This is a genomic window from Floricoccus tropicus (assembly GCF_001832905.1).
Classification (GTDB): domain Bacteria; phylum Bacillota; class Bacilli; order Lactobacillales; family Streptococcaceae; genus Floricoccus; species Floricoccus tropicus.
The window spans coordinates 25,549-44,943 of sequence record NZ_MKIR01000020.1; the positions used below are offsets into that span (position 1 = coordinate 25,549).

The 19,395-nt window shown below is 33.5% G+C and carries 22 protein-coding genes; 8 read left to right on the top strand and 14 right to left on the bottom strand.

Going from position 1 to position 19,395, the window contains the following annotated elements; translation table 11 throughout:
- Positions 1–5: 5 nt before the first annotated feature.
- The 10 genes from BG261_RS05985 to BG261_RS06030 all read right to left on the bottom strand — a co-directional run bounded on the left by BG261_RS05985 (position 6) and on the right by BG261_RS06030 (position 8,133).
- Positions 6–836: a M15 family metallopeptidase gene (locus BG261_RS05985; RefSeq protein WP_070792236.1), complete on the bottom strand. Its 831-nt coding sequence runs from the start codon at positions 834–836 to the stop codon at positions 6–8.
- Complete coding sequence (locus BG261_RS05990; protein ID WP_070792237.1) at positions 826–1,518, bottom strand: histidine phosphatase family protein; 693 nt, start codon at positions 1,516–1,518, stop codon at positions 826–828. The genes BG261_RS05985 and BG261_RS05990 overlap by 11 nt, the downstream gene beginning before the upstream one ends.
- A gap of 200 nt (positions 1,519–1,718) precedes the next feature.
- Positions 1,719–2,330, bottom strand: coding sequence for a lysozyme family protein (locus BG261_RS05995; protein WP_070792238.1), 612 nt, complete (start codon positions 2,328–2,330; stop codon positions 1,719–1,721).
- A gap of 27 nt (positions 2,331–2,357) precedes the next feature.
- Entirely contained in the window at positions 2,358–3,335 is a 978-nt protein-coding gene (locus BG261_RS06000; protein ID WP_070792328.1) for a nucleoid-associated protein, read from the bottom strand.
- A 4-nt stretch (positions 3,336–3,339) separates the two neighbouring features.
- Positions 3,340–4,590 carry a serine hydroxymethyltransferase gene (gene glyA, locus BG261_RS06005; protein ID WP_070792239.1) on the bottom strand — a complete coding sequence of 417 codons (1,251 nt, stop codon included), beginning with the start codon at positions 4,588–4,590 and terminating at the stop codon, positions 3,340–3,342.
- Positions 4,587–5,195 (bottom strand): L-threonylcarbamoyladenylate synthase, encoded by a 609-nt coding sequence (locus BG261_RS06010; protein WP_233278907.1) that lies wholly within the window; start codon positions 5,193–5,195, stop codon positions 4,587–4,589. The genes glyA and BG261_RS06010 overlap by 4 nt, the downstream gene beginning before the upstream one ends.
- Positions 5,170–6,003 carry a peptide chain release factor N(5)-glutamine methyltransferase gene (gene prmC / locus BG261_RS06015; protein WP_070792240.1) on the bottom strand — a complete coding sequence of 278 codons (834 nt, stop codon included), beginning with the start codon at positions 6,001–6,003 and terminating at the stop codon, positions 5,170–5,172. The genes BG261_RS06010 and prmC overlap by 26 nt, the downstream gene beginning before the upstream one ends.
- 15 nt (positions 6,004–6,018) lie before the next feature.
- The gene (prfA, locus tag BG261_RS06020) at positions 6,019–7,092 is read right to left on the bottom strand and encodes a peptide chain release factor 1 (RefSeq protein WP_070792241.1); all 1,074 of its coding nucleotides are present in this window, start codon (positions 7,090–7,092) and stop codon (positions 6,019–6,021) included.
- Positions 7,093–7,683 carry a thymidine kinase gene (locus tag BG261_RS06025; protein ID WP_070792242.1) on the bottom strand — a complete coding sequence of 197 codons (591 nt, stop codon included), beginning with the start codon at positions 7,681–7,683 and terminating at the stop codon, positions 7,093–7,095. It lies immediately after the preceding gene.
- 102 nt (positions 7,684–7,785) lie between these two features.
- Positions 7,786–8,133, bottom strand: coding sequence for a hypothetical protein (locus BG261_RS06030; protein ID WP_070792243.1), 348 nt, complete (start codon positions 8,131–8,133; stop codon positions 7,786–7,788).
- Between the two features lie 190 nt (positions 8,134–8,323).
- On the opposite strand from BG261_RS06030, the gene BG261_RS06035 reads away from it, so the two are divergent.
- The 6 genes from BG261_RS06035 (at position 8,324) to BG261_RS06060 (ending at position 13,981) form a co-directional block, all read left to right on the top strand.
- Entirely contained in the window at positions 8,324–8,506 is a 183-nt protein-coding gene (locus BG261_RS06035; RefSeq protein WP_070787315.1) for a 4-oxalocrotonate tautomerase, read from the top strand.
- 50 nt (positions 8,507–8,556) lie between these two features.
- Positions 8,557–9,711, top strand: a complete 1,155-nt coding sequence (locus BG261_RS06040) for a cation:proton antiporter (protein WP_070792244.1) — start codon at positions 8,557–8,559, stop codon at positions 9,709–9,711.
- 441 nt (positions 9,712–10,152) lie between these two features.
- On the top strand, positions 10,153–10,857 hold the full coding sequence (locus tag BG261_RS06045) for a phosphopantothenate--cysteine ligase (protein ID WP_070792245.1): 705 nt from the start codon (positions 10,153–10,155) through the stop codon (positions 10,855–10,857).
- Complete coding sequence (gene coaC / locus BG261_RS06050) at positions 10,850–11,401, top strand: phosphopantothenoylcysteine decarboxylase (protein WP_070792246.1); 552 nt, start codon at positions 10,850–10,852, stop codon at positions 11,399–11,401. Before BG261_RS06045 ends, coaC begins: the two co-directional genes overlap by 8 nt.
- Complete coding sequence (locus BG261_RS06055) at positions 11,388–11,978, top strand: ECF transporter S component (RefSeq protein ID WP_070792247.1); 591 nt, start codon at positions 11,388–11,390, stop codon at positions 11,976–11,978. The genes coaC and BG261_RS06055 overlap by 14 nt, the downstream gene beginning before the upstream one ends.
- A gap of 284 nt (positions 11,979–12,262) precedes the next feature.
- On the top strand, positions 12,263–13,981 hold the full coding sequence (locus BG261_RS06060; protein WP_070792248.1) for a phospho-sugar mutase: 1,719 nt from the start codon (positions 12,263–12,265) through the stop codon (positions 13,979–13,981).
- A gap of 109 nt (positions 13,982–14,090) precedes the next feature.
- Here BG261_RS06060 and BG261_RS11265 read toward each other — a convergent pair whose 3' ends face one another.
- The 4 genes from BG261_RS11265 to BG261_RS06075 form a co-directional block, all read right to left on the bottom strand.
- The gene (locus BG261_RS11265) at positions 14,091–14,216 is read right to left on the bottom strand and encodes a DUF4044 domain-containing protein (protein WP_083318287.1); all 126 of its coding nucleotides are present in this window, start codon (positions 14,214–14,216) and stop codon (positions 14,091–14,093) included.
- Positions 14,217–14,284: 68 nt separating this feature from the next.
- The gene (trxA, locus tag BG261_RS06065; RefSeq protein ID WP_070792249.1) at positions 14,285–14,614 is read right to left on the bottom strand and encodes a thioredoxin; all 330 of its coding nucleotides are present in this window, start codon (positions 14,612–14,614) and stop codon (positions 14,285–14,287) included.
- A 94-nt stretch (positions 14,615–14,708) separates the two neighbouring features.
- Positions 14,709–17,045, bottom strand: coding sequence for an endonuclease MutS2 (locus tag BG261_RS06070; protein ID WP_070792250.1), 2,337 nt, complete (start codon positions 17,043–17,045; stop codon positions 14,709–14,711).
- A gap of 143 nt (positions 17,046–17,188) precedes the next feature.
- Entirely contained in the window at positions 17,189–17,752 is a 564-nt protein-coding gene (locus tag BG261_RS06075; RefSeq protein WP_070792251.1) for a CvpA family protein, read from the bottom strand.
- A gap of 116 nt (positions 17,753–17,868) precedes the next feature.
- On the opposite strand from BG261_RS06075, the gene rnhC reads away from it, so the two are divergent.
- A complete protein-coding gene (gene rnhC, locus BG261_RS06080; protein WP_070792252.1) occupies positions 17,869–18,762 on the top strand; it encodes a ribonuclease HIII in 894 nt (297 codons plus the stop codon).
- 24 nt (positions 18,763–18,786) lie between these two features.
- Complete coding sequence (gene lepB, locus BG261_RS06085) at positions 18,787–19,377, top strand: signal peptidase I (RefSeq protein ID WP_070792253.1); 591 nt, start codon at positions 18,787–18,789, stop codon at positions 19,375–19,377.
- Positions 19,378–19,395 lie beyond the last annotated feature (18 nt).

Here is a 19,395-nt window from a genome sequence, read left to right on the forward strand (position 1 = left end):
AACTCTTACTGCTCCTTATCCGGTAGTTTATCTAGATATTCTTCTAATGTAATTTGATTTTCTGTAATATACTTAGCGATGTCTTTGCCAACATATCTGAAATGCCAACTTTCATAGTCAATCATTGTCTTTTCAGTTGATCTAGTATCTTTTGGATATCTAAGAATAAATCCATAATCTGGTGCGTGATTAATCAACCACTGCTGTGATTCATACTTATCCATATCACCTTCTAATTGCGGATAGGCTGCCAGTGCATCACTTCCCGCTATATCAACAGCAAGTCCTGTCATATGCTCACTTGATCCTGGAGGATTAATTAGAGACTCAGTTGCTTCTTTAGCCTGTTCTTCACTCATACCACTTGATATATTTTGTTGAAGTGAGTTATTATATACAACTTGCTGATCAGCACGGCTTCTATATCCCGAAACATATTGTATGCTATATCCTGCAGCCTTTGCACCATCAACATAACTTTGCAAGGCCTCTTCAATTCTCTCATCAACAATAATTGACTTACCCTCAGTCATTGAAACCTGATTAAAAGAAACTTCGTGGTCTAAAACATTTTTTTTATTAACTAAGACCAAATTCCAATCGTCTTTTGATGCTCGGGAATTTGATTCATCTTTTTCAGCAGATGAATCTGAATTATTTGTTGAAGATTCTTCATATTTCTCAGCTGATTCTTCTTTTTTCCCAGATATCTGTGTATTTTTTTTGGAAAAATCTGAGTCATGTTCTTTATTTCCCAGTAGGCTACTGATTGCAAATACTGACAAGATTATCGCAGTCACAGCTCCAGCACCAATTATTACGTTTTTACTCTTCATTCTTTAATAGTTTTCTTCCTTCTCGACGATACGACATGTCACCAATTTTCAAAATATCAAATTGACCATTTTTATACTCTAATTCTGTTACACTTCCATTATCTAACAACTGAATTCTTGGTTGATCAGGATCAATTAAATGTATAAAAGTAGCTATGGTCATTCCATGACTTACTACTACTATTTCTTCTGATTCAAAATCTTCTGCTTCCTGTGCAAGTTCTGTAAATCCTGTAATAATCCTATTACTTAAAACATCCCAAGACTCAGCCCATCCAGCAGTATCTACTTCCATAATTCCATTTGCAATATCTTCATATGTTAATGAATCAATTTCTCGTCCACCAAATGCCTCTGTACGTGGTAATACTCCACCAAATAATTCTCCGTCATAGGCGCCGTCCATACTTCCAAAACACCATTCACGTATACGTGGATCCATTGTATATGCAATGCCTTCATTATCGGAATTTTCAAGGATAAGATTCATTGTTTGTAGGGTTCTACCACTGTCTGATGAATAAGCCCTATCAAATCGTATATTATTTATTTTAAAACCTAAGCCAAGTTCTGTAATTCCAAGTTGACCTTCTTTTGTTAAAGGAGTATCACTCCAACCTTGAGCTCTTCCTATTGTATTAAACATGGTTTTACCATGTCTAACAAGATAAATTTTAACCATTATTTATTATTCTCCTTAGTTTTTAAATAACTAGTACAGTTCATTAAATTTAATTATAACACAAAATAAATTTTGGGGAAATGGTAGGGGGTCAAGAGCTGTTTGATTAAGATTCTTCTACATAATTAAAAGATAGTCTATAACAAACTATCTTTTAACCACATTATTATCTAAATATTTTTAAACCCAATACTTAATTATTAAAACCAATCCATTATTCTAATCAAGTATAAATTAAATCTAACCTCACGGGCATAGAAAATATTTCCACCATTAACATAAAGCTTTCCACCATTAAATAAAATAGCTGTTGGAGTGAGATGACGATAGGTTTTTCCTTCAGTATTTCCCAAAGACTTAGCTATAACATTTTTTGAATAACTTTCACTTAATTCTAAAGTGTTTTTACCACCATTTTTAGCTACATAATCAATATAACCTTCACCAAAATTGTATGATTGAACTCCAGTCCAAACATCCACATTTGCTTTAGCAGCACCTTCTAATCTTTCTGATAGAGTTATAATTCCTTGCTTTATACTGTCTTGCTCATTATCAATCATGTTAGTTTGACCAGACATGCTTTCGCTAGACTGCATAACATCAGCAGCACGACCCTTAGTCTCTGTATAAATAATAGCTAAGGCAAGTTCAGTATCGTTATTACCTGCCACCCCATGTTCATTTAATGTTGTTTGAACATAGTCCTTGTAAGTCATAACTTGTTTCACATTTTGTCGAACATTATATAAATAAAGACCAGCAAAAACCAAAAGGCCAAAAACTATAAGTCTTCGTAAGAATTTAAACATATTTTTCAGCCTCCAATCTCAAGGTTTTTACCACTTATTTTTTATTTCTTCAATATTTTTAATTAATATTGAATAGGTGCCATCTTCATTCTGAATAAATTCTACTGAATCCGCATCATCATAAAGAGATTGTGGCACCATTAATTCAATTCCGTTGGACAACGATAGTTTTTGATTTGATAACTTCTTTTCCATTCGTTCAGTAGGAACTTCAGAAAATTTAAGTGTTTCAGGAATCGATTCTTTAACATTCTCTTGAAAATTCAAGCGTGCTGTAAGATTATCTGAAAAGAATTGATTAGCTAGTTCTTCCGGATCCAATGCTTGTTTTTCTTCGATTGAGTTAAAAACTGCATTTTGAATCTTAGAAGAGAACATGAAGTCATCTTTATTCATGTCTTTAGCAACGGCTTGTGCAGTTTTCTTTATTGCTCTTATGGCATGATTTATAGAAATATCAGGTTTTTCAGCGAGTAAGTTTTCAGAGAAATAATTATAATTTTTTCCATTATACTTAATTCTTTTTTCAATTAAATGGTATTCTTTTGTATCTAAATTAATAACGATAGATTCATCAGCTGCGCTTCCTGCACCTGGTAAATTTTTCTCTGTCTTTCTAATTTTGATATTACCTTCATCATCAATATGAGCGAAACTTTCTCTTAAACTCATTCTAATAAAGGCAAAGTGTAAATGTGTATCTTTTTCAAACTCAACAAAAAGTAAGTCATTCATTTTTTGAGCTTCTGACAAAACAAATTCTTCCCGCCAAAAATTTGCTACTTTTTCTGATGACTTGATAAAATCATCATTTATATTGAGTAAAAACTGATTGTCCTCAGAGAGTGTTCCACGTTTAGCATCATCAGAATATACTTTTTCCACCTTCTTAGTGACATAATCAAGTAATAAAGGTGACAGTTCCATGAGACTTGTCGAAAAGTTAATTTCTGGTTGTCCTGGATCAAACGAGTGAATTATTGCTTTTTTTACATATATATCGATCATTTTAATATAGTGGGAATTTGTCAGTCAAGGCGACAACTTCATCCCTTACCTCATCTAATACTTCTTGATTATCTTTATTTTTCAAAGCTTTAATAACTAAATTAGCAACTTGTTTAGACTCTTCTTCTTTAAATCCGCGACTAGTAATGGCTGGTGTTCCAATACGCACACCACTTGTAATAAAGGGACTAAGTGGTTCGAATGGGATAGAATTTTTGTTTAAAGTGATGCTGACATCATCTAATAGATTTTGAGCTTCTTTTCCTGTTACTCCAAGTCCAGTCACATCGAGCATAAAGAGATGATTATCTGTTCCACCACTTATAACACGAAGACCTTCTTCTTGAGCGAAAACTTCAACCATAGCTTTAGCATTACTTACAACTTGCTCTTGGTAGGCTACAAACTCATCATCAAGTGCTTCCTTGAAAGCAACAGCTTTAGCAGCAATTACATGTTCTAATGGTCCACCTTGAATACCTGGGAAGATACTACTATTAATCTTCTTAGCAAGATCTTCATTGTTTGTCAAAATCATTCCACCACGAGGTCCACGTAAAGTTTTGTGGGTTGTAGTAGTTACAATATCTGCATAATCAATAGGGTTTTGATGGATTCCTGCTGCCACAAGACCAGCAATATGAGCCATATCAACCATCAAATATGCCCCAACTTCATCTGCTATTTCACGGAACTTATCAAATTCAATTTTTTTAGAATATGCTGACGCTCCCGCGACGATAAGCTTAGGCTTAACTTCACGCGCTTTAACACGAATAGCATCATAATCAAGTTCTTCTGTAGTTGGATCTACCCCATATGATGTAAAATCATATGTTTTTCCTGAAAAGCTCACTGGTGCTCCGTGAGTTAAGTGTCCTCCAGCTGCAAGATCCATTCCCATCACCTTATCACCTGGTTCAATCAAACTCATATATGCTGCTTGGTTTGCTTGACTACCTGAATGTGGTTGAACATTGGCATATTTCGCTCCAAACAGTTCTTTAGCGCGTTCAATTGCTAAATTCTCAACAATATCTACAACATCAGTACCGCCATAATAACGACGTCCTGGATAGCCTTCAGCATATTTGTTTGTTAAAACTGTACCTTGAGCAGCCATAACTGCTTTACTAGCCACATTTTCACTAGCAATAAGCTCAATATTTTGTTGTTGGCGACGTTCCTCAGCACTAACCGCTGACCAAAGTTCTGGATCGTAACTTGCAAATTCAATCTTGTCAAAAATCATAATAGCTCCTCAATACTTTCTAGCATTACTGCTCCTTGTCGTAAAATAATTGGTTTTTCACCTGAAAAATCAACTATCGTCGAGTCTACTCCACTGATACCAGAATCATCTTCTTTCACAGCATTTATCTTTTTATCAAAATCCCTTAAGACTTGTTTAGCCTTAGTAGGACTACTCTGTCCAGTAATATTAGCACTTGGACCAACTAAAACACCAACTTTTTTGATGACATTTAAAGTAAATGGATTTGCAGGCATTCTAAATCCAACAGTTTTTTTGCCCTCATTAATGTATGAAGGAACCTTGTCATTTGCTTCTAAAATTATAGTTAAAGGACCAGGCATAAATTTCTCAACAATACGATCAAGATAACTTGGCTGATTTTGAGAATATTTATATATGTCCTCAATACTAGAAATATTTAAATTTAAGGAATGATCCAAGCTCCTATTTTTAACTGCGAAAACTTGTCTTACAGCATCCTCGTTTAGAGCATCTGCAAACAAACCATATACAGTTTCTGTAGGAAGAGCAACCAGTCCCCCAGACTTCAATATATCAGCGGCATGTGCAGTTTGATTATTTTCTAACCTCTCCGTTATCACTAATAACCACCATCCTATCTAATCCTGCCAAATCAGGCAGTATCCTAATTTCTTTTTTGGGAAAAGATTTTTGGAACAAATTTTTAACAGCTTGTCCCTGATTAAAACCGATCTCCAAATAAATTTTACCACCCTGACTTAGAAATTGCTCGGAATTAGCTGCTAATCTGTTATAAATTGCAAGACCTGATTCAGTAGCATACAATGCTAAATCTGGTTCATATTTGATTACTGACTCATCCATCAGATCTTGTTCATCATATGCAATGTATGGAGGATTTGAAACTATGATATCAAAAGACCCATTCACACTAGAAAAGACATCGCTTTGAACAAAATCCACTGATAAATTGTTGGCTTCTGCGTTTGTATTTGCAAGAGCCAAAGCATCAGTTGAAATGTCTGCTAAAGTAACTTGCCATGAAGGACGTGCTTTTTTTAGAGATAATCCAATCGCACCAGTTCCAGTACCAACATCTAAGACTTTTAAATTTTCAACTTCATTTTCTTTCAAAATCAAGTCTACTAACTCTTCTGTCTCAGGACGTGGAATTAGAGCTCTTGGATCAACTTTAAGATTAAGATTATAAAAATCAGTATCTCCAACTATATATTGCGCAGGCTCATTCTGAGCTAATCTTTGCGAAATATTTTCCAAAAGTTGCCTGTCATTTTCTTCAATTTCTTTATTTAACAAATTAAGGTAGGAAAGTCTATCAAGTTTTTTGATATATCGATACACATAGCCTAAATCTTCCTGATTTTGAGCATCCTTTTCTCTTTCATCAAAAAACTCTTTGTAATTCATTATTAGCTATCCTTTTTATTTATTTAATTCTTCTAATTTTTGTGTTTGATCATATATAACCAAAGCATCAACCACTTCATCAAGTTTTCCAGCAAGAATTTGATCTAGCTTTTGAATTGTAAGACCAATACGGTGGTCTGTTACTCGATTTTGTGGGAAGTTATATGTACGAATACGTTCTGAACGATCACCAGTTCCCACAGCAGATTTACGGTTTGCATCATACTCACTTTGTGCTGCTTGGATAAAGTGGTCAGATACACGGGCACGAATGATTTTCATAGCTTTTTCACGGTTCTTTTGTTGGCTACGTTCATCTTGCATTTCAACTTTAATACCTGTTGGTAAATGGACAATACGTACAGCAGACGCTGTCTTATTGACGTGCTGTCCACCTGCTCCAGAAGCGTGATAGATATCTACACGTAAATCAGAATCTGGAATATCAATCTCAACGTCCTCTGCTTCTGGTAAGACTACAACCGTAGCAGTTGATGTGTGAACACGACCCTGTGATTCAGTAGAGGGAATACGTTGAACACGATGTGCTCCACTTTCATATTTTAGTTTAGAATAAACAGAATCACCTGAGATCATAGCTATAACTTCCTTATAACCACCGATCCCAGTAACATTAGCTTCCATTATTTCAAATTTCCATCCCTGGCTTTCAGCGTATTTTTGATACATATTTAATAAATCACCGGCAAACAATGCTGCCTCATCTCCACCTGCTGCTCCACGAATTTCCATGATAATATTTTTGTCGTCATTTGGATCTTTAGGAAGTAAAAGAATTTTCATTTCTTCTTCAAGTTCTTCTTTATGAGATTTTGCTTCTTTAAGCTCTTCTTTGGCAAGCTCAATCATTTCATCATCAAGCCCGCTCTCACCAAGTAGTTCTTCACTTTCTGAGATTGTTTCTAGTGTTTTTTTATAGTCTCTGTAAGCTGCTACAGTTTCACGAATACTCGCTTCTTCTTTTGAAAGAGCCATGAAACGCTTTGTATCACTTACTACCTCTGGGTCACTTAAAAGCTCCCCTAATTCTTCGTAACGGTTCTCAACCGATTGAAGCTGATCGTACATTTATTTATTCTCCTTTATATCTGCTAGCTCTGGATGAAAGTAGTGTTTGCGACAAACAGGTAGATATGATTCGTTCCCTCCGATTTGAATTGGATTACCTTCATAAACAGGTTTACCATCAACAAAGTGTAAAATCATATTAGCTTTTTTACTACAATACCAGCAAATTGTTTTTATTTCTTCTATCTTGTCAGCCAGTAAAAGCAATTGTTTTGAACCTTCAAACATCTCATTACGGAAATCATTTTTGAGTCCAAAAGCCATGACTGGAACATTTAAATCATCAACTATTTTTGCTAAATCATAGACATTTTTTTTGCTTAAAAATTGACATTCGTCAATCAAGATACAGTATGGTTTTTCAACCATTTCATCTATCATTTCAAAAATATCCATATCATCAGTAATTGGAACTGCCGGTCTGCTCATTCCAATTCTAGAAGAGATTATTCCCACACCATCACGTGTATCAAGAGCACTTGTCATTAAAACAACTTTTTTCCCTTGCTCCTCGTAATTATGTGCAACTTTCAAAATTTCGATAGTTTTACCTGCATTCATGGAACCATAACGAAAAAATAACTGTGCCATTAATCTAAAATATCCTTCCAAATAGTCATTTGTCCAAAGAGGACAAGAATAAAGTTACTCTAAATTTTACCATAGTACGAGAATTTTTTCTATATAGGCATTTTATTCTTCAACAAGTTTTATATAGTCTACAGCTACCCCTGCTACTTGTGGTGGAATAGACATAGTCATTGGTGGGATACCTTTCAGAGAAAAGATTACTTTATCTCCGATTTTTAATTTGTTTGGTCTGATACCTTGAAACTGTTCTTTTATTAAGTTTAATACTAGACCAAAATTATTTAAAATGGGTAATAAATTTTCATCATCAGAAATTGCTTCTATGTTATTGAGGAAAACTCTATATGTATTACTTACATCCTCGTTAGGAAGTACTTTTTCCGCTATTATCCCTTGAAATTCAGATAAACTGTCCTGACTTTTTATAGTATTTTCATTTTTATTCAACATATTCATCTCCTTTATTTTAGCTTATCATATTATAGTGTTAATAATTACAAGAAAAAAAACTTTTTTAACTATTTTTTTACTCTACTTTTAAAATATGTATTATACCTCTTAATAATTCATATATCCGTATCACTTTTACTATTTCTTAAACACGTGTTATAATAGCCAAGAAAATATAAGGAGGTGACGAATGCCATTTGTACGTATAGATCTTTTTGAAGGTCGCACTGAAGAACAAAAAATTAATCTTGCCAAAGAAGTAACTGAAGTTGTTATGAAAAATACTGGTGCTTCTGCTGATGCAATTCACGTTTTTATAAACGATATGGAAGAAGGAACTTATTTCCCTCACGGAGAAATGAAAAGAAAATAATGTAGCTTATGCTATATTATTTTTTATTTTATATATATAGGAAGAAAAATATGACTGAATTAATTCAAATTACAATAGTTTTACTGGCTAGCTTTCTAGCCACAACTTTTTCAAAAAGATTCGGAATACCTGCCGTCGTAGGGCAATTACTTGTTGGTATATTAGTTAGCCCAGCTATTTTAGGATTAGTAAAACAAACTGAAATACTTCACTTTCTGTCAGAAATTGGTGTTATACTTTTAATGTTCCTCGCTGGATTGGAAGCTGATTTGGGACTTTTAAAAAAATATCTAAAACCTAGCCTTCTAGTTGCAATCTCTGGTGTGATGGTTCCATTACTATTTTTCACTTTATACACTAAGACTCTAGGTTACGATAGCAACACCGCATTCTTTTACGGAATAGTTTTTGCAGCTACTAGTGTTTCAATTACTGTTGAAGTGCTTCAAGAGTATGGAAAGGTAAAAAGTAAAGCTGGTGCCGTGATTTTGGGAGCAGCTGTAGCAGATGATATTCTTGCAGTATTAATTTTAAGTTTCTTTATTTCGTCGAGAGGAGATTCTTCCAATTTTAGTTTACAAATTTTAAGTCAAGTAATATTCCTTGTTTTTCTATTTTTTGTCATTAAATACCTTGTTCCGTGTATTTTCAAATATACAAGACGAATCCAAGTCTTTGCCAAGAATGCTTCAATTGCCTTAATTATATGTTTTACACTTGCTATACTAGCTGATTTAGTTGGCATGAGTTCAGTAATCGGTGCTTTCTTTGCTGGACTTGCTATCGGACAGACAAGCTTTGCTAAAGATATCGAACATTCAATATCCACAGTTGCTTATACATTCTTTATTCCAATTTTCTTTGTATCAATTGCACTTCCAATTTCATTTAATGGAATGGTCGGTAAAATCGGATCTATAACTATATTTACTATACTTGCTGTACTTACAAAGATAGTGCCTGCATACATTTCAGGTCGGGCATTTAAATTCAGTAAAAAAGATTCTTTAGTTATTGGTAGTGGAATGGTTAGTCGTGGAGAAATGGCTCTCATTGTTGTCCAAATCGGATTAGATGAAAAAATAATATCAACTCAGATATATTCTGAACTTGTTATTGTAATCATCCTTACAACAATAATTGCACCTTTTATTCTCAAATATTTATTCACTAGTTCAAATAGCAACAAAACAACCATTAAGTAATTCAAAATGCAATTCTTATTACAGAAAAGAATTGCATTTTATTATATAAACATAAAAAAACGGACCAAAGTCCGTTCTCAAGGGGATAAATCTTTAATGGGGGAAAGATTTATTAATTTACAGTTATCATGTCTAGCTAATTCTTTTACATTATGGGGGATAAAAAAATTAGATGTTAACATTAACACATGATAAGCTGTGATAATTTAAAAATAATGTTATTTTATGGAGGATAACGGTTATTTTTAAATCAATATATGATACGGAAGACTATTAAACATACATCCAAGATGAACGTAGAATATCAACCTCATCAATACAAACTTATTATACAGTCGTTATTTTATCTTGTCAACAAATATATCCAGAAAGTTTGATAAATTCCTGTTTTTTTAATATAATAGGAAAGCGTTAACAGCTACGTATTAAGGAGGTTTACTAATGAAGGTTTTAATTACTTCAGGCGGAACAACAGAAAATATTGATAAAGTTCGTGGTATTACAAATTTTGCAACAGGAAGTCTAGGAAAAATTATTGCCGAAAAATATATTGAAGATGGTCATTTTGTTATTTTGTTAGCAGGAAAAAATGCTAAACTACCCGATCCATCTGATAACCTTAAAATTATATCAATATCAGACACCCAATCTTTGGATGAAAACATGGCAAAATATGTGCCACAAGTGGATATTGTAATTCACTCCATGGCTGTTAGTGACTATAGTCCAATCTATATGACTGACTTTGGTGAAGTTGCTACTAGCAACGATTTAAATGAATTTTTAAATATGAAAAATTCCAGCAAGAAAATCTCTTCAAAATCAGATTATCAAGTCCTATTTTTGAAAAAAAATCCTAAAATTATTAGTAAGATCAAAGAATACAATCAGGATGTGATTCTAGTTGGTTTTAAACTTTTGGTTGGTGTTTCTAAAAAAGAATTATTTTCTGTAGCAAGAACTAGTTTGAACAAGAATAAAGCAGATTATATTTTCGCCAATGACCTAGAAGATATTTTTGATGGCCAACACATTGGATACTTAGTTGATGAAAATGGGGAAAAAATCGCTCATACTAAGAGTGAAATTGCTGATTTAATTTTTACTACAACACTTCAAAAGTTAAAAGGAGAAGCTAATGGCTAATATAACTCTCGCAGTTACTGGAAGTATCTCTGCATATAAAGCGGCCGATTTAGTATCCTCACTGACTAAAGATGGTCATAAAATCACTGTTTTAATGACTAAAGCAGCTCAACAATTCATCACGCCTCTAACCTTGCAGGTTCTATCTAAAAATACCGTTCATCTTGATGTTATGAATGAGGATTTACCGAAAGTAGTTAATCACATTGAAATAGCAAAAAATACCGATTTATATATTGTTGCCCCTGCTAGCGCTGATACAATTAGTAGATTAGCACATGGTGCAGCAAATGATATAGTAACATCAGTAGCACTCGCACTACCACCAGAAGTCAAAAAAATAATAGCCCCTGCTATGAATACAAATATGTATGAAAATAAATTGACTCAAAATAATATTGATATTTTAAAATCTGTTGGTTTCACAGAAATCGAACCCAAAGTAGCTTTGCTTGCTTGCGGTGACTATGGACGTGGAGCTTTAGCAGATCTTGATTATATAAAAACAAAAATAGAGGAGACCCTATCTTATGAGAAAATCTAAGGCATCAAATACAGCTATTATTTCTATTTTCATTGCCATTATGATTGTTATCAACGTTTTAACTCAAGTAATTTTTACTATTTGGCCATTTCCAATTAGGCCAACTTTAGTTCATGTACCAGTAATAATTGGTTCAATTATTTTAGGTCCTAAAATTGGAGCATTCCTAGGATTTATAATGGGTGTAATCAGTACAGTTACAGCTACTATTATTACTACACCAACAAGTTTCTTATTTAGCCCACTACAACCTGTTCCTGGAACAAATTCTGGTGACTGGCGTGCTATTCTCATTGCTTTTGTGCCTCGTATCCTTATAGGTATTGTACCTTATTTTGTATTTCAACTCTTAAAGAAGAATACTAAAATCGGTGCAGGAATTGCTGGTTTTGCTGGAAGTGCAACAAATACTATTTTAGTTCTTTCTGCAATTTATTTAATTTTCGGTGATGTCCTAAAATGGTCAGTTAAGACCGTGCTTGCCTCTGTTGTAGGTACAAACTCAATAGCTGAAGCTATTATCTCTGCTATTTTAACAGCTGCTATAGTACCAGCATTATTAAAAATCAGAGATTAAAAAGTAAGAATACAAAAGACGTTGCTCACGTCTTTTTCTTTATATAATTTCAAAAACAAAGAAACCATTTTCAACAATTTTCATTCAAATTCATTCATTTTCATACCTCTGTTTCAATATAAAGAAACCAAGAAGCTTACTATGACAGCAATCATTTTAATTTTCTCAATATCTATTAAAATACAAGTAATCTTTGTTGTAACATTTCACTAAAAACAAGTGAAAAAATTACTAATTTATGATAAAATGTAATTGCTTACATATATAATAAAAAGGAGAAGCTTATGAGTTACAAAGAAACATATCAATCTTGGGTTGATAACAAGGATCTTGATGCACATCTTGTTGAAGAATTAAATCATTTAACTGAGGAACAAATTGAAGATGCTTTTTATACAAGTTTAGAGTTTGGTACTGCAGGACAACGTGGATTAATTGGTGTTGGTACTAACCGTATGAACAAATATACAGTTCGCTTAACTACTGAAGGACTTGCACGTCTAATGGATAGCAAAGGGGAAGAAGAAAAAAAACGTGGTGTTGCAATTGCCTACGATTCTCGTCATTTTTCACCAGAATTTGCTATGGAAGCTGCGTCTGTTTTAGCTAGTCACGGAATTCCTAGTTTTGTTTTTGAATCTTTGCGACCAACTCCAGAATTATCTTTTGCTGTTCGTGAACTGAACGCTCTTAATGGTATAATGATTACTGCTAGCCATAATCCTGCTCCTTATAATGGATACAAGGTTTATGGTGAAGATGGTGGACAAATGCCTCCACATGATGCTGATGCATTAACAAAATATGTTGAAGCGATTGATGATATTTTTTCAATCAATCCAGAACTTAGTGATAAATATATTGAAGAGGGATTGATAACAATCATTGGTAAAGAAATTGATGATAAATATCTTGAACTCCTTAAAACTGTAACGATTAACCAAGATCTAATTGATAGATTTGGTCGTGACTTAAATATTGTTTATACTCCTCTTCATGGTACTGGTGAAATGCTAGGACGTGCTGGACTTGCTCAAGCTGGATTTGAAAAAATTGCAGTTGTCGAAGAACAAGCAATTCCTGATGGTGATTTCCCAACTGTTAAATCACCAAATCCTGAAAGTCAAGCTGCCTTCAAACTTGCTGAAGAGCTTGGTCGTGAAGTCGGAGCAGAAATGCTTGTAGCTACTGACCCTGATGCTGATCGTATCGGTGTGGAAGTACTCCTTCCAAATGGAAATTACCAACCTCTTTCTGGTAATCAAATCGGTGCTATCCTTGCTAAATATATTTTAGAAGCACATAAATCTGCAGGAACTCTTCCAGAAAATGCTGCTATCTTAAAATCTATCGTATCTACTGATTTAGTAGCTCATATTGCTGAAAGTTATGATGTTGAAATGTTCAACGTTCTAACTGGTTTCAAGTTCATTGCTGAAAAAATTCAAGAATTTGAAGATACTGGTAGTCATACTTACATGTTTGGTTTCGAAGAGAGCTTTGGTTACCTAATCAAACCTTTTGTTCGTGATAAAGATGCCATTCAAGCCCTACTTCTTGTTTGTGAAGTGGCGGCTTACTATAAATCACTTGGAAAAACTCTTTACGATGGAATCCAAGATATCTATGCTGAATATGGTCATTTCAAAGAAAAAACAATTTCACTTACTTTAGAAGGAATTGACGGAAGCGCACAAATCAAAGAGATTATGACTAATTTCAGAGATAATGCTCCAGGTAAATTTGCCGGTCTAGAAGTATTACTCACTGAGGACTTTAAGGAACAAACGGCAACATCTCATACTGGAAAAGTTGAAAAACTTACAACTCCTCCAAGTGATGTACTTAAATATCATCTTGAAGATGGCAGCTGGATTGCAGTACGACCAAGTGGTACTGAACCAAAAATTAAATTCTATCTTGCTGTAATTGGTGATACTGATGAAGAAGCAACTAAAAAAATTGAAAGCATTGAAGAAGAAATCAATGAATTCGTAAAATAATTTTTAATACTTAACTTCTCCTATTGGAGAAGTTTTTTTATATGGTTATTATACAAGATAAACAATATTTTAATTTAGACAAAAAGAAAAACCCGCTTTTAAGCGAGTTTTAAATAAATGCTGATATTGCAGCACCTACAGCAGCTACTACTGTTAGGATAAGCATAACCCATGCAACTGCTATAACCATTTTTTGGAAAGAGCTTTTAGGTTTGTTTCGTTCTTGATATGCCATAACTACCTCATTTCATTGATAGTTTACCAAATTTTTTTTTTTTTTGCAAGATTTCCAACAAACACAGATTAAAGAATGCTTTCACCTGAGACTTCTTTAAGAATTGATAAAATTTGATCTTTTGTATGAACACCTGCTACTTGTTTGACAGCTTCACCATCTTTTTTAAATAATAGGGTAGGAATACTCATAACTCCAAATTCTGAAGGTGTTTCTGGATTTTCATCGACATCCATTTTTACGATTTTAAGAACAGTTTCATCAACTTCTTCGGATAATTGTTCCAAGATTGGCGCTTGCATACGACAAGGTCCACACCATGTTGCCCAAAAGTCAACAATTACTAAACCTTCTTTTGTTTCTTCTACGAAATTTGCATCAGTAACTTCTAATACCATATTATTATTCCTCCGTTAATATTATTCTTATAGGTTTTGACCTACGTTTATTCTACTAAATTTATTAAAAAAATGCTTGAAATTGAATTGTTGTTTATTTCAATGTTGCAATGGTTGCTCCACTTCCACCTGCATTTTGTGGTGCATATTCAAATGATTTAACTTGTTTATTACGTTTAAGATAATTTTGAACCATCTCTCTTATAACACCGGTTCCAATACCGTGAACAATTGTTATTTGTCCCATATTATTCAACAAGGCTTGATCAATATATTCTTCAAGTTCGAGTTGTGCTTCTTCATAGCGCATACCACGAAGATCCAGTTGACTTTTTAGGGTCTTATTACCTGCCTTTTTGACGATATTTACTTTTTTAGTAGGAGTTTTTTCCTCATCTTTGACAACTTCAAATTCATCTTCAGTAAGTTTGGTAGAAATTAATCCCATCTGCACTTGCCAACGGCCATCCTTTTCAAGTTTAACCAAAGTACCTTTTTGTCCATATTCGCTAACAATGACTTCGGCTCCTGGTTTAAGACCACGTGCTTTCTTAGCTTTCTTGAGTACCTTATTCTTTGATAAGTCAACAGTCTGTGGTGCCAATTTATCAAGTTGTGCTTTAGCATCAATAACCTCATGTGGCTTCAATAAAGACTGTTCATGCAAATTCTTAAGAATGATATCTGCTTCTTCAGTAGCCATTTTAACGATATCCTGTGCCTCAATACGTGCCTTGTTCAACTCACCTTCACGTTCGCGATTAAAGGACTTATACATCTTCTCTAAATCATTATGAAGAGTAACGTTTTCACGCTCCAACTTCTTAATATTAGCAACACTATCGATCAACTCGTGATTTTTCTGCTCAAGACTTGCTATCATCAGATTTACATCATGGTCATTGTCAGAAGTCAGCTCCTCTGCACGTTCAATTATTTTATCAAAGAGACCCAAGCGCTTAGAAATTTCTAAGGCATTTGAACGACCCGGAACACCCATTATTAGTCTATAAGTCGGTTTCAGGTTCTCAATATCAAATTCCATACTGGCATTGGTCACACCAGGATTTTCCACCCCGTAAGCCTTAAGTTCTGGATAGTGAGTTGTAGCCATTGTTTTTGTATTTGATAAACGTAAAAAATCTAGAATTGATATAGCAAGTGCTGCACCTTCTTTAGGGTCAGTTCCTGCTCCAAGTTCATCAAGCAAGACAAGACTTTCGCTATCAACATTATTTAATATTTCGACAATATTAGTCATGTGACTTGAGAATGTTGAAAGACTTTGTTCTATAGATTGTTCATCTCCAATATCAGCATATATTTCTCTAAAAATACCTACACTAGAAAAATCTTCCGCAAGAATAGGTAATCCCGATTGAGCCATTAATTGACTGAGCCCTAAAGTCTTTAAACTAATAGTTTTACCACCAGTATTTGGTCCAGTAATTACAATAGTATTTATAGTTGAATCAAATTTCAAATCGTTTGCAACAGATACTTTATCATCTATTAATGGATGGCGTACTCCATACAAAATTATATTTTTGTCATCTGATAAATCTGGAATAATGGCTTTACGTTCTAGTTGATATGCATACTTTGCATTAATTAAGTCTAAATGACCTAAAAGCCAAGCATTTTGTCTAATATCATCAACATATGGACGCAATTCGTCAGATACTAAGGCAAGAATTCTCTCAACCTCATGACGTTCTTCAACTTTCTTTTGTGCTAAATTATTATTTACTGAAACAGCTTGTCTTGGTTCAATATAAATTGTTTGACCACTTGCACTCATATCATGGACAATCCCTGGTACCTTACTTCTACTTTCAACCTTAACAGCCAATACTTGGCGATCATTTCTAATTGTAATAATATTTTCACTTAAATATGATGCATTATTAACCATTGATTCTTGCATCACTGTACGAACATCTGATTCAAGTTTTTTTATTGAAGTTCGAAGTTCAAACAATCGATTGCTTGCATTGTCTTGGATATGACCAGTATCGTCAACCACTTGTAAAAGACCTTGTAATTTTGGTGTATCTACAAATTTATCAATTAAATTTTGAAGGTTTTCAAATTCAACATTTTGAGTATTCTCAAAATAATCTTCTACTTCTGCAATTACACGAATAAAACGTTTAATCTTTGCTAATTCAGGTCCATTTAAGTTAGCTTGTAATTCAAGCCGTCTCAAAGTTTCCCTTAAATCGCTTGTTTCACCTAGGTTAAGACTACCATTTTCTTGGACAACCTTCCCAAAATCTTTAAGTTCCAGGAATAGTTCTTCAATCTTTTCTTTTTTATCAGTTGGTAAAAGTTCCCTTAACTCGTTTATTCCTTGTGCCGTTCTTAAGAAGGGCACGAACTGTTCTTTCACCTTATTAAACTCTAAGGTATTTAATATTTTTTCGTTCATTATTTTTCCTTTATATCTAAAAAAGAGTGGAACTCAATTGTGATTTTACAAATCAATGAGTTGTTCCACTCTGCCTAATTGATAGATTTTCCTATTATTCCAAGGATATCAATCATTACATTCTTATAAATAAACCAAACACTTTATTTAATAGGACTTAAATGTATCACATTTTCAAATAAAATTTTCATTAAAAATTTTGCATAGAATGGTGAATCAAGTACCATAAACCTAATTAATCCACTTCCATATAGTCTATTTTGAATAGCGTTTATCGGAACCATAGCTAAGACAGTGAAGATTGTCTCTAATATAAAGTAGGTCACCATCACAGCTAACAGAGCTGAAGCTAGAGAACCAATGTTTCCAAATGGTTGCATATTTGATAGGAATCCTAAAAAGATACCTACAAATCTAAATATCAAGTAAACTGCCATCACAATTAGCAGAAAGGCCACACCTGAATAAAATGTCTTATCCAGTTGAAAAATTATGTTTTGGTTATAAAATTGTAATTTGCTTTGTGGTGTTGCATTAGCAAACGGTATCCACATTGAAATTTTCGCTGCTAAAGTTTCATAATTAGTTATGGCAAAAACGACTGCCACAATCATTCCAACACTGTAGAAAGTTTGAAGAGCTAATCCCCTTGAGTATCCTACATAAAAGGCCCAGGCAAGTAATAATAAAATTATAATAGAAAGCATGTTACACCCATTTCTTATAGTTTAAATGTCTTAAATATATCATAGACTTTATTGATATTATACCCTAAAACTCCCTTTTTTAAAACTTTTCTTCTTTTTTATGGTAAAATTATGCTATGAATATTGTATTAGAATTAAATATGCAAGAAATTAAAAAAATAGAAAATAAGTATAAAAGTTATTTTGTCCCTGCCAAAAGTCCATATGTTAAATTTATGGTTAAAACACCAGGACTCGTTATCACTGTTTACAATTCTGGTAAAGTAATGTTTCAAGGAGAGAAGTCAGAAAGTGCTGCCAGTGAATTTGGTTACTCCAAAGAAGACACAAAAACTTCCGATAAACAGGAGAATACTATAGGAACTGATGAAGTTGGAAATGGTAGTTTTTTTGGTGGCCTTGCTGTTGTAGCGTCATACGTGTCTAACCAGGATATTGAATTTCTTAAGGACTTGGGAGTCGATGACTCAAAGAACTTAAATGATGCCAAGATTCGTCAGATAGCACCTATTCTTGAGAAAAAAATCAAGCACGTATCTTTACTTGTTAATCCTACAAAATACAATGAAGTTATTGAAACAGACTACAATGCTGTTAGCATTAAAGTCGCACTACATAATCAAGTCATCTTTTTGCTTGAGAAAAAGTTAGATTCAAATGATAAGGTCGAGAAAGTTATCATTGATGCATTTACTAGTCCAGCTAATTATCAAAAATACGTTTCTAAGGAACGCAATCATCCTCAAAATGAGGTGACATTAATTCAAAAGGCAGAGAGTCAATTCTTGGCTGTTGCTGTAAGCTCAATCATAGCACGTAATTTGTTCCTTGAAAATTTGAGTAATTTATCTAAAGAAATTGGATTCAGTTTACCTAGTGGTGCCGGAAGTAAAAGTGATAAGGTAGCTGCTTCCATACTTAAAATAAAAGGTATGACAGGCCTCCAGACCACTGCAAAGTTACACTTTAAAAATACTGAGAAAGCTAAAAAGCTTGCTGGAATAAAGTAATTACTAGAAAGGTATAAAATATATATGAAGTTTATTCGCGAATGGGGACTATTTATAGTCATCAGCTTATTGTTCATCCTGACACGCGTATTTATTTGGGCTCCAGTTGATGTTAAAGGACATTCAATGGATCCTAATTTAGCTGACGGACAAAGACTAATTATGATCAACAGTAAAAATCTCAACTATTCTGATATAGTTGTTGCCAACGAAACTGAAGACGGAGAAAATAAAAAAATAATTAAAAGAGTTATTGGTCTTCCAGGAGATTCTGTTGAATTCAATAATGATACACTTACAATCAATGGTAAAACTCATGAAGAGCCTTATCTTGATGAATATAAGAAGGAATTTAAGAAAGATAGACTTAAGGAAACATATTCTTATGATCAATTTTTCCAAGAAAAAGCTGCTGAAGTCCCTGCCTTCACTGTAGATTCAAATGATAGTCCAACATTTAAAATAGTCGTCCCTGAAAATCAATATTTACTTCTCGGAGATAACCGAGTCATTTCAAAAGATAGCAGAGAGGTCGGAACTTTTGAAAAAGAAGATATTATGGGCAAAGCTGTATTTAGAATTTGGCCATTCAAAAACATCGGAACTTTAAAATAACAATCAAAAGAACTACCA

Bases quoted from the DNA above. Each gene is read 5' to 3' on its own strand.
- BG261_RS05985 (WP_070792236.1), bottom strand. From the start codon at position 836: ATGAAGAGTAAAAACGTAATAATTGGTGCTGGAGCTGTGACTGCGATA.
- BG261_RS05990 (WP_070792237.1), bottom strand. From the start codon at position 1,518: ATGGTTAAAATTTATCTTGTTAGACATGGTAAAACCATGTTTAATACA.
- BG261_RS05995 (WP_070792238.1), bottom strand. From the start codon at position 2,330: ATGTTTAAATTCTTACGAAGACTTATAGTTTTTGGCCTTTTGGTTTTT.
- glyA (WP_070792239.1), bottom strand. From the start codon at position 4,590: ATGATTTTTGACAAGATTGAATTTGCAAGTTACGATCCAGAACTTTGG.
- prmC (WP_070792240.1), bottom strand. From the start codon at position 6,003: ATGAATTACAAAGAGTTTTTTGATGAAAGAGAAAAGGATGCTCAAAAT.
- prfA (WP_070792241.1), bottom strand. From the start codon at position 7,092: ATGTACGATCAGCTTCAATCGGTTGAGAACCGTTACGAAGAATTAGGG.
- BG261_RS06025 (WP_070792242.1), bottom strand. From the start codon at position 7,683: ATGGCACAGTTATTTTTTCGTTATGGTTCCATGAATGCAGGTAAAACT.
- BG261_RS06030 (WP_070792243.1), bottom strand. From the start codon at position 8,133: ATGTTGAATAAAAATGAAAATACTATAAAAAGTCAGGACAGTTTATCT.
- BG261_RS06035 (WP_070787315.1), top strand. From the start codon at position 8,324: ATGCCATTTGTACGTATAGATCTTTTTGAAGGTCGCACTGAAGAACAA.
- BG261_RS06040 (WP_070792244.1), top strand. From the start codon at position 8,557: ATGACTGAATTAATTCAAATTACAATAGTTTTACTGGCTAGCTTTCTA.
- BG261_RS06045 (WP_070792245.1), top strand. From the start codon at position 10,153: ATGAAGGTTTTAATTACTTCAGGCGGAACAACAGAAAATATTGATAAA.
- coaC (WP_070792246.1), top strand. From the start codon at position 10,850: ATGGCTAATATAACTCTCGCAGTTACTGGAAGTATCTCTGCATATAAA.
- BG261_RS06055 (WP_070792247.1), top strand. From the start codon at position 11,388: ATGAGAAAATCTAAGGCATCAAATACAGCTATTATTTCTATTTTCATT.
- BG261_RS06060 (WP_070792248.1), top strand. From the start codon at position 12,263: ATGAGTTACAAAGAAACATATCAATCTTGGGTTGATAACAAGGATCTT.
- BG261_RS11265 (WP_083318287.1), bottom strand. From the start codon at position 14,216: ATGGCATATCAAGAACGAAACAAACCTAAAAGCTCTTTCCAAAAAATG.
- trxA (WP_070792249.1), bottom strand. From the start codon at position 14,614: ATGGTATTAGAAGTTACTGATGCAAATTTCGTAGAAGAAACAAAAGAA.
- BG261_RS06070 (WP_070792250.1), bottom strand. From the start codon at position 17,045: ATGAACGAAAAAATATTAAATACCTTAGAGTTTAATAAGGTGAAAGAA.
- BG261_RS06075 (WP_070792251.1), bottom strand. From the start codon at position 17,752: ATGCTTTCTATTATAATTTTATTATTACTTGCCTGGGCCTTTTATGTA.
- rnhC (WP_070792252.1), top strand. From the start codon at position 17,869: ATGAATATTGTATTAGAATTAAATATGCAAGAAATTAAAAAAATAGAA.
- lepB (WP_070792253.1), top strand. From the start codon at position 18,787: ATGAAGTTTATTCGCGAATGGGGACTATTTATAGTCATCAGCTTATTG.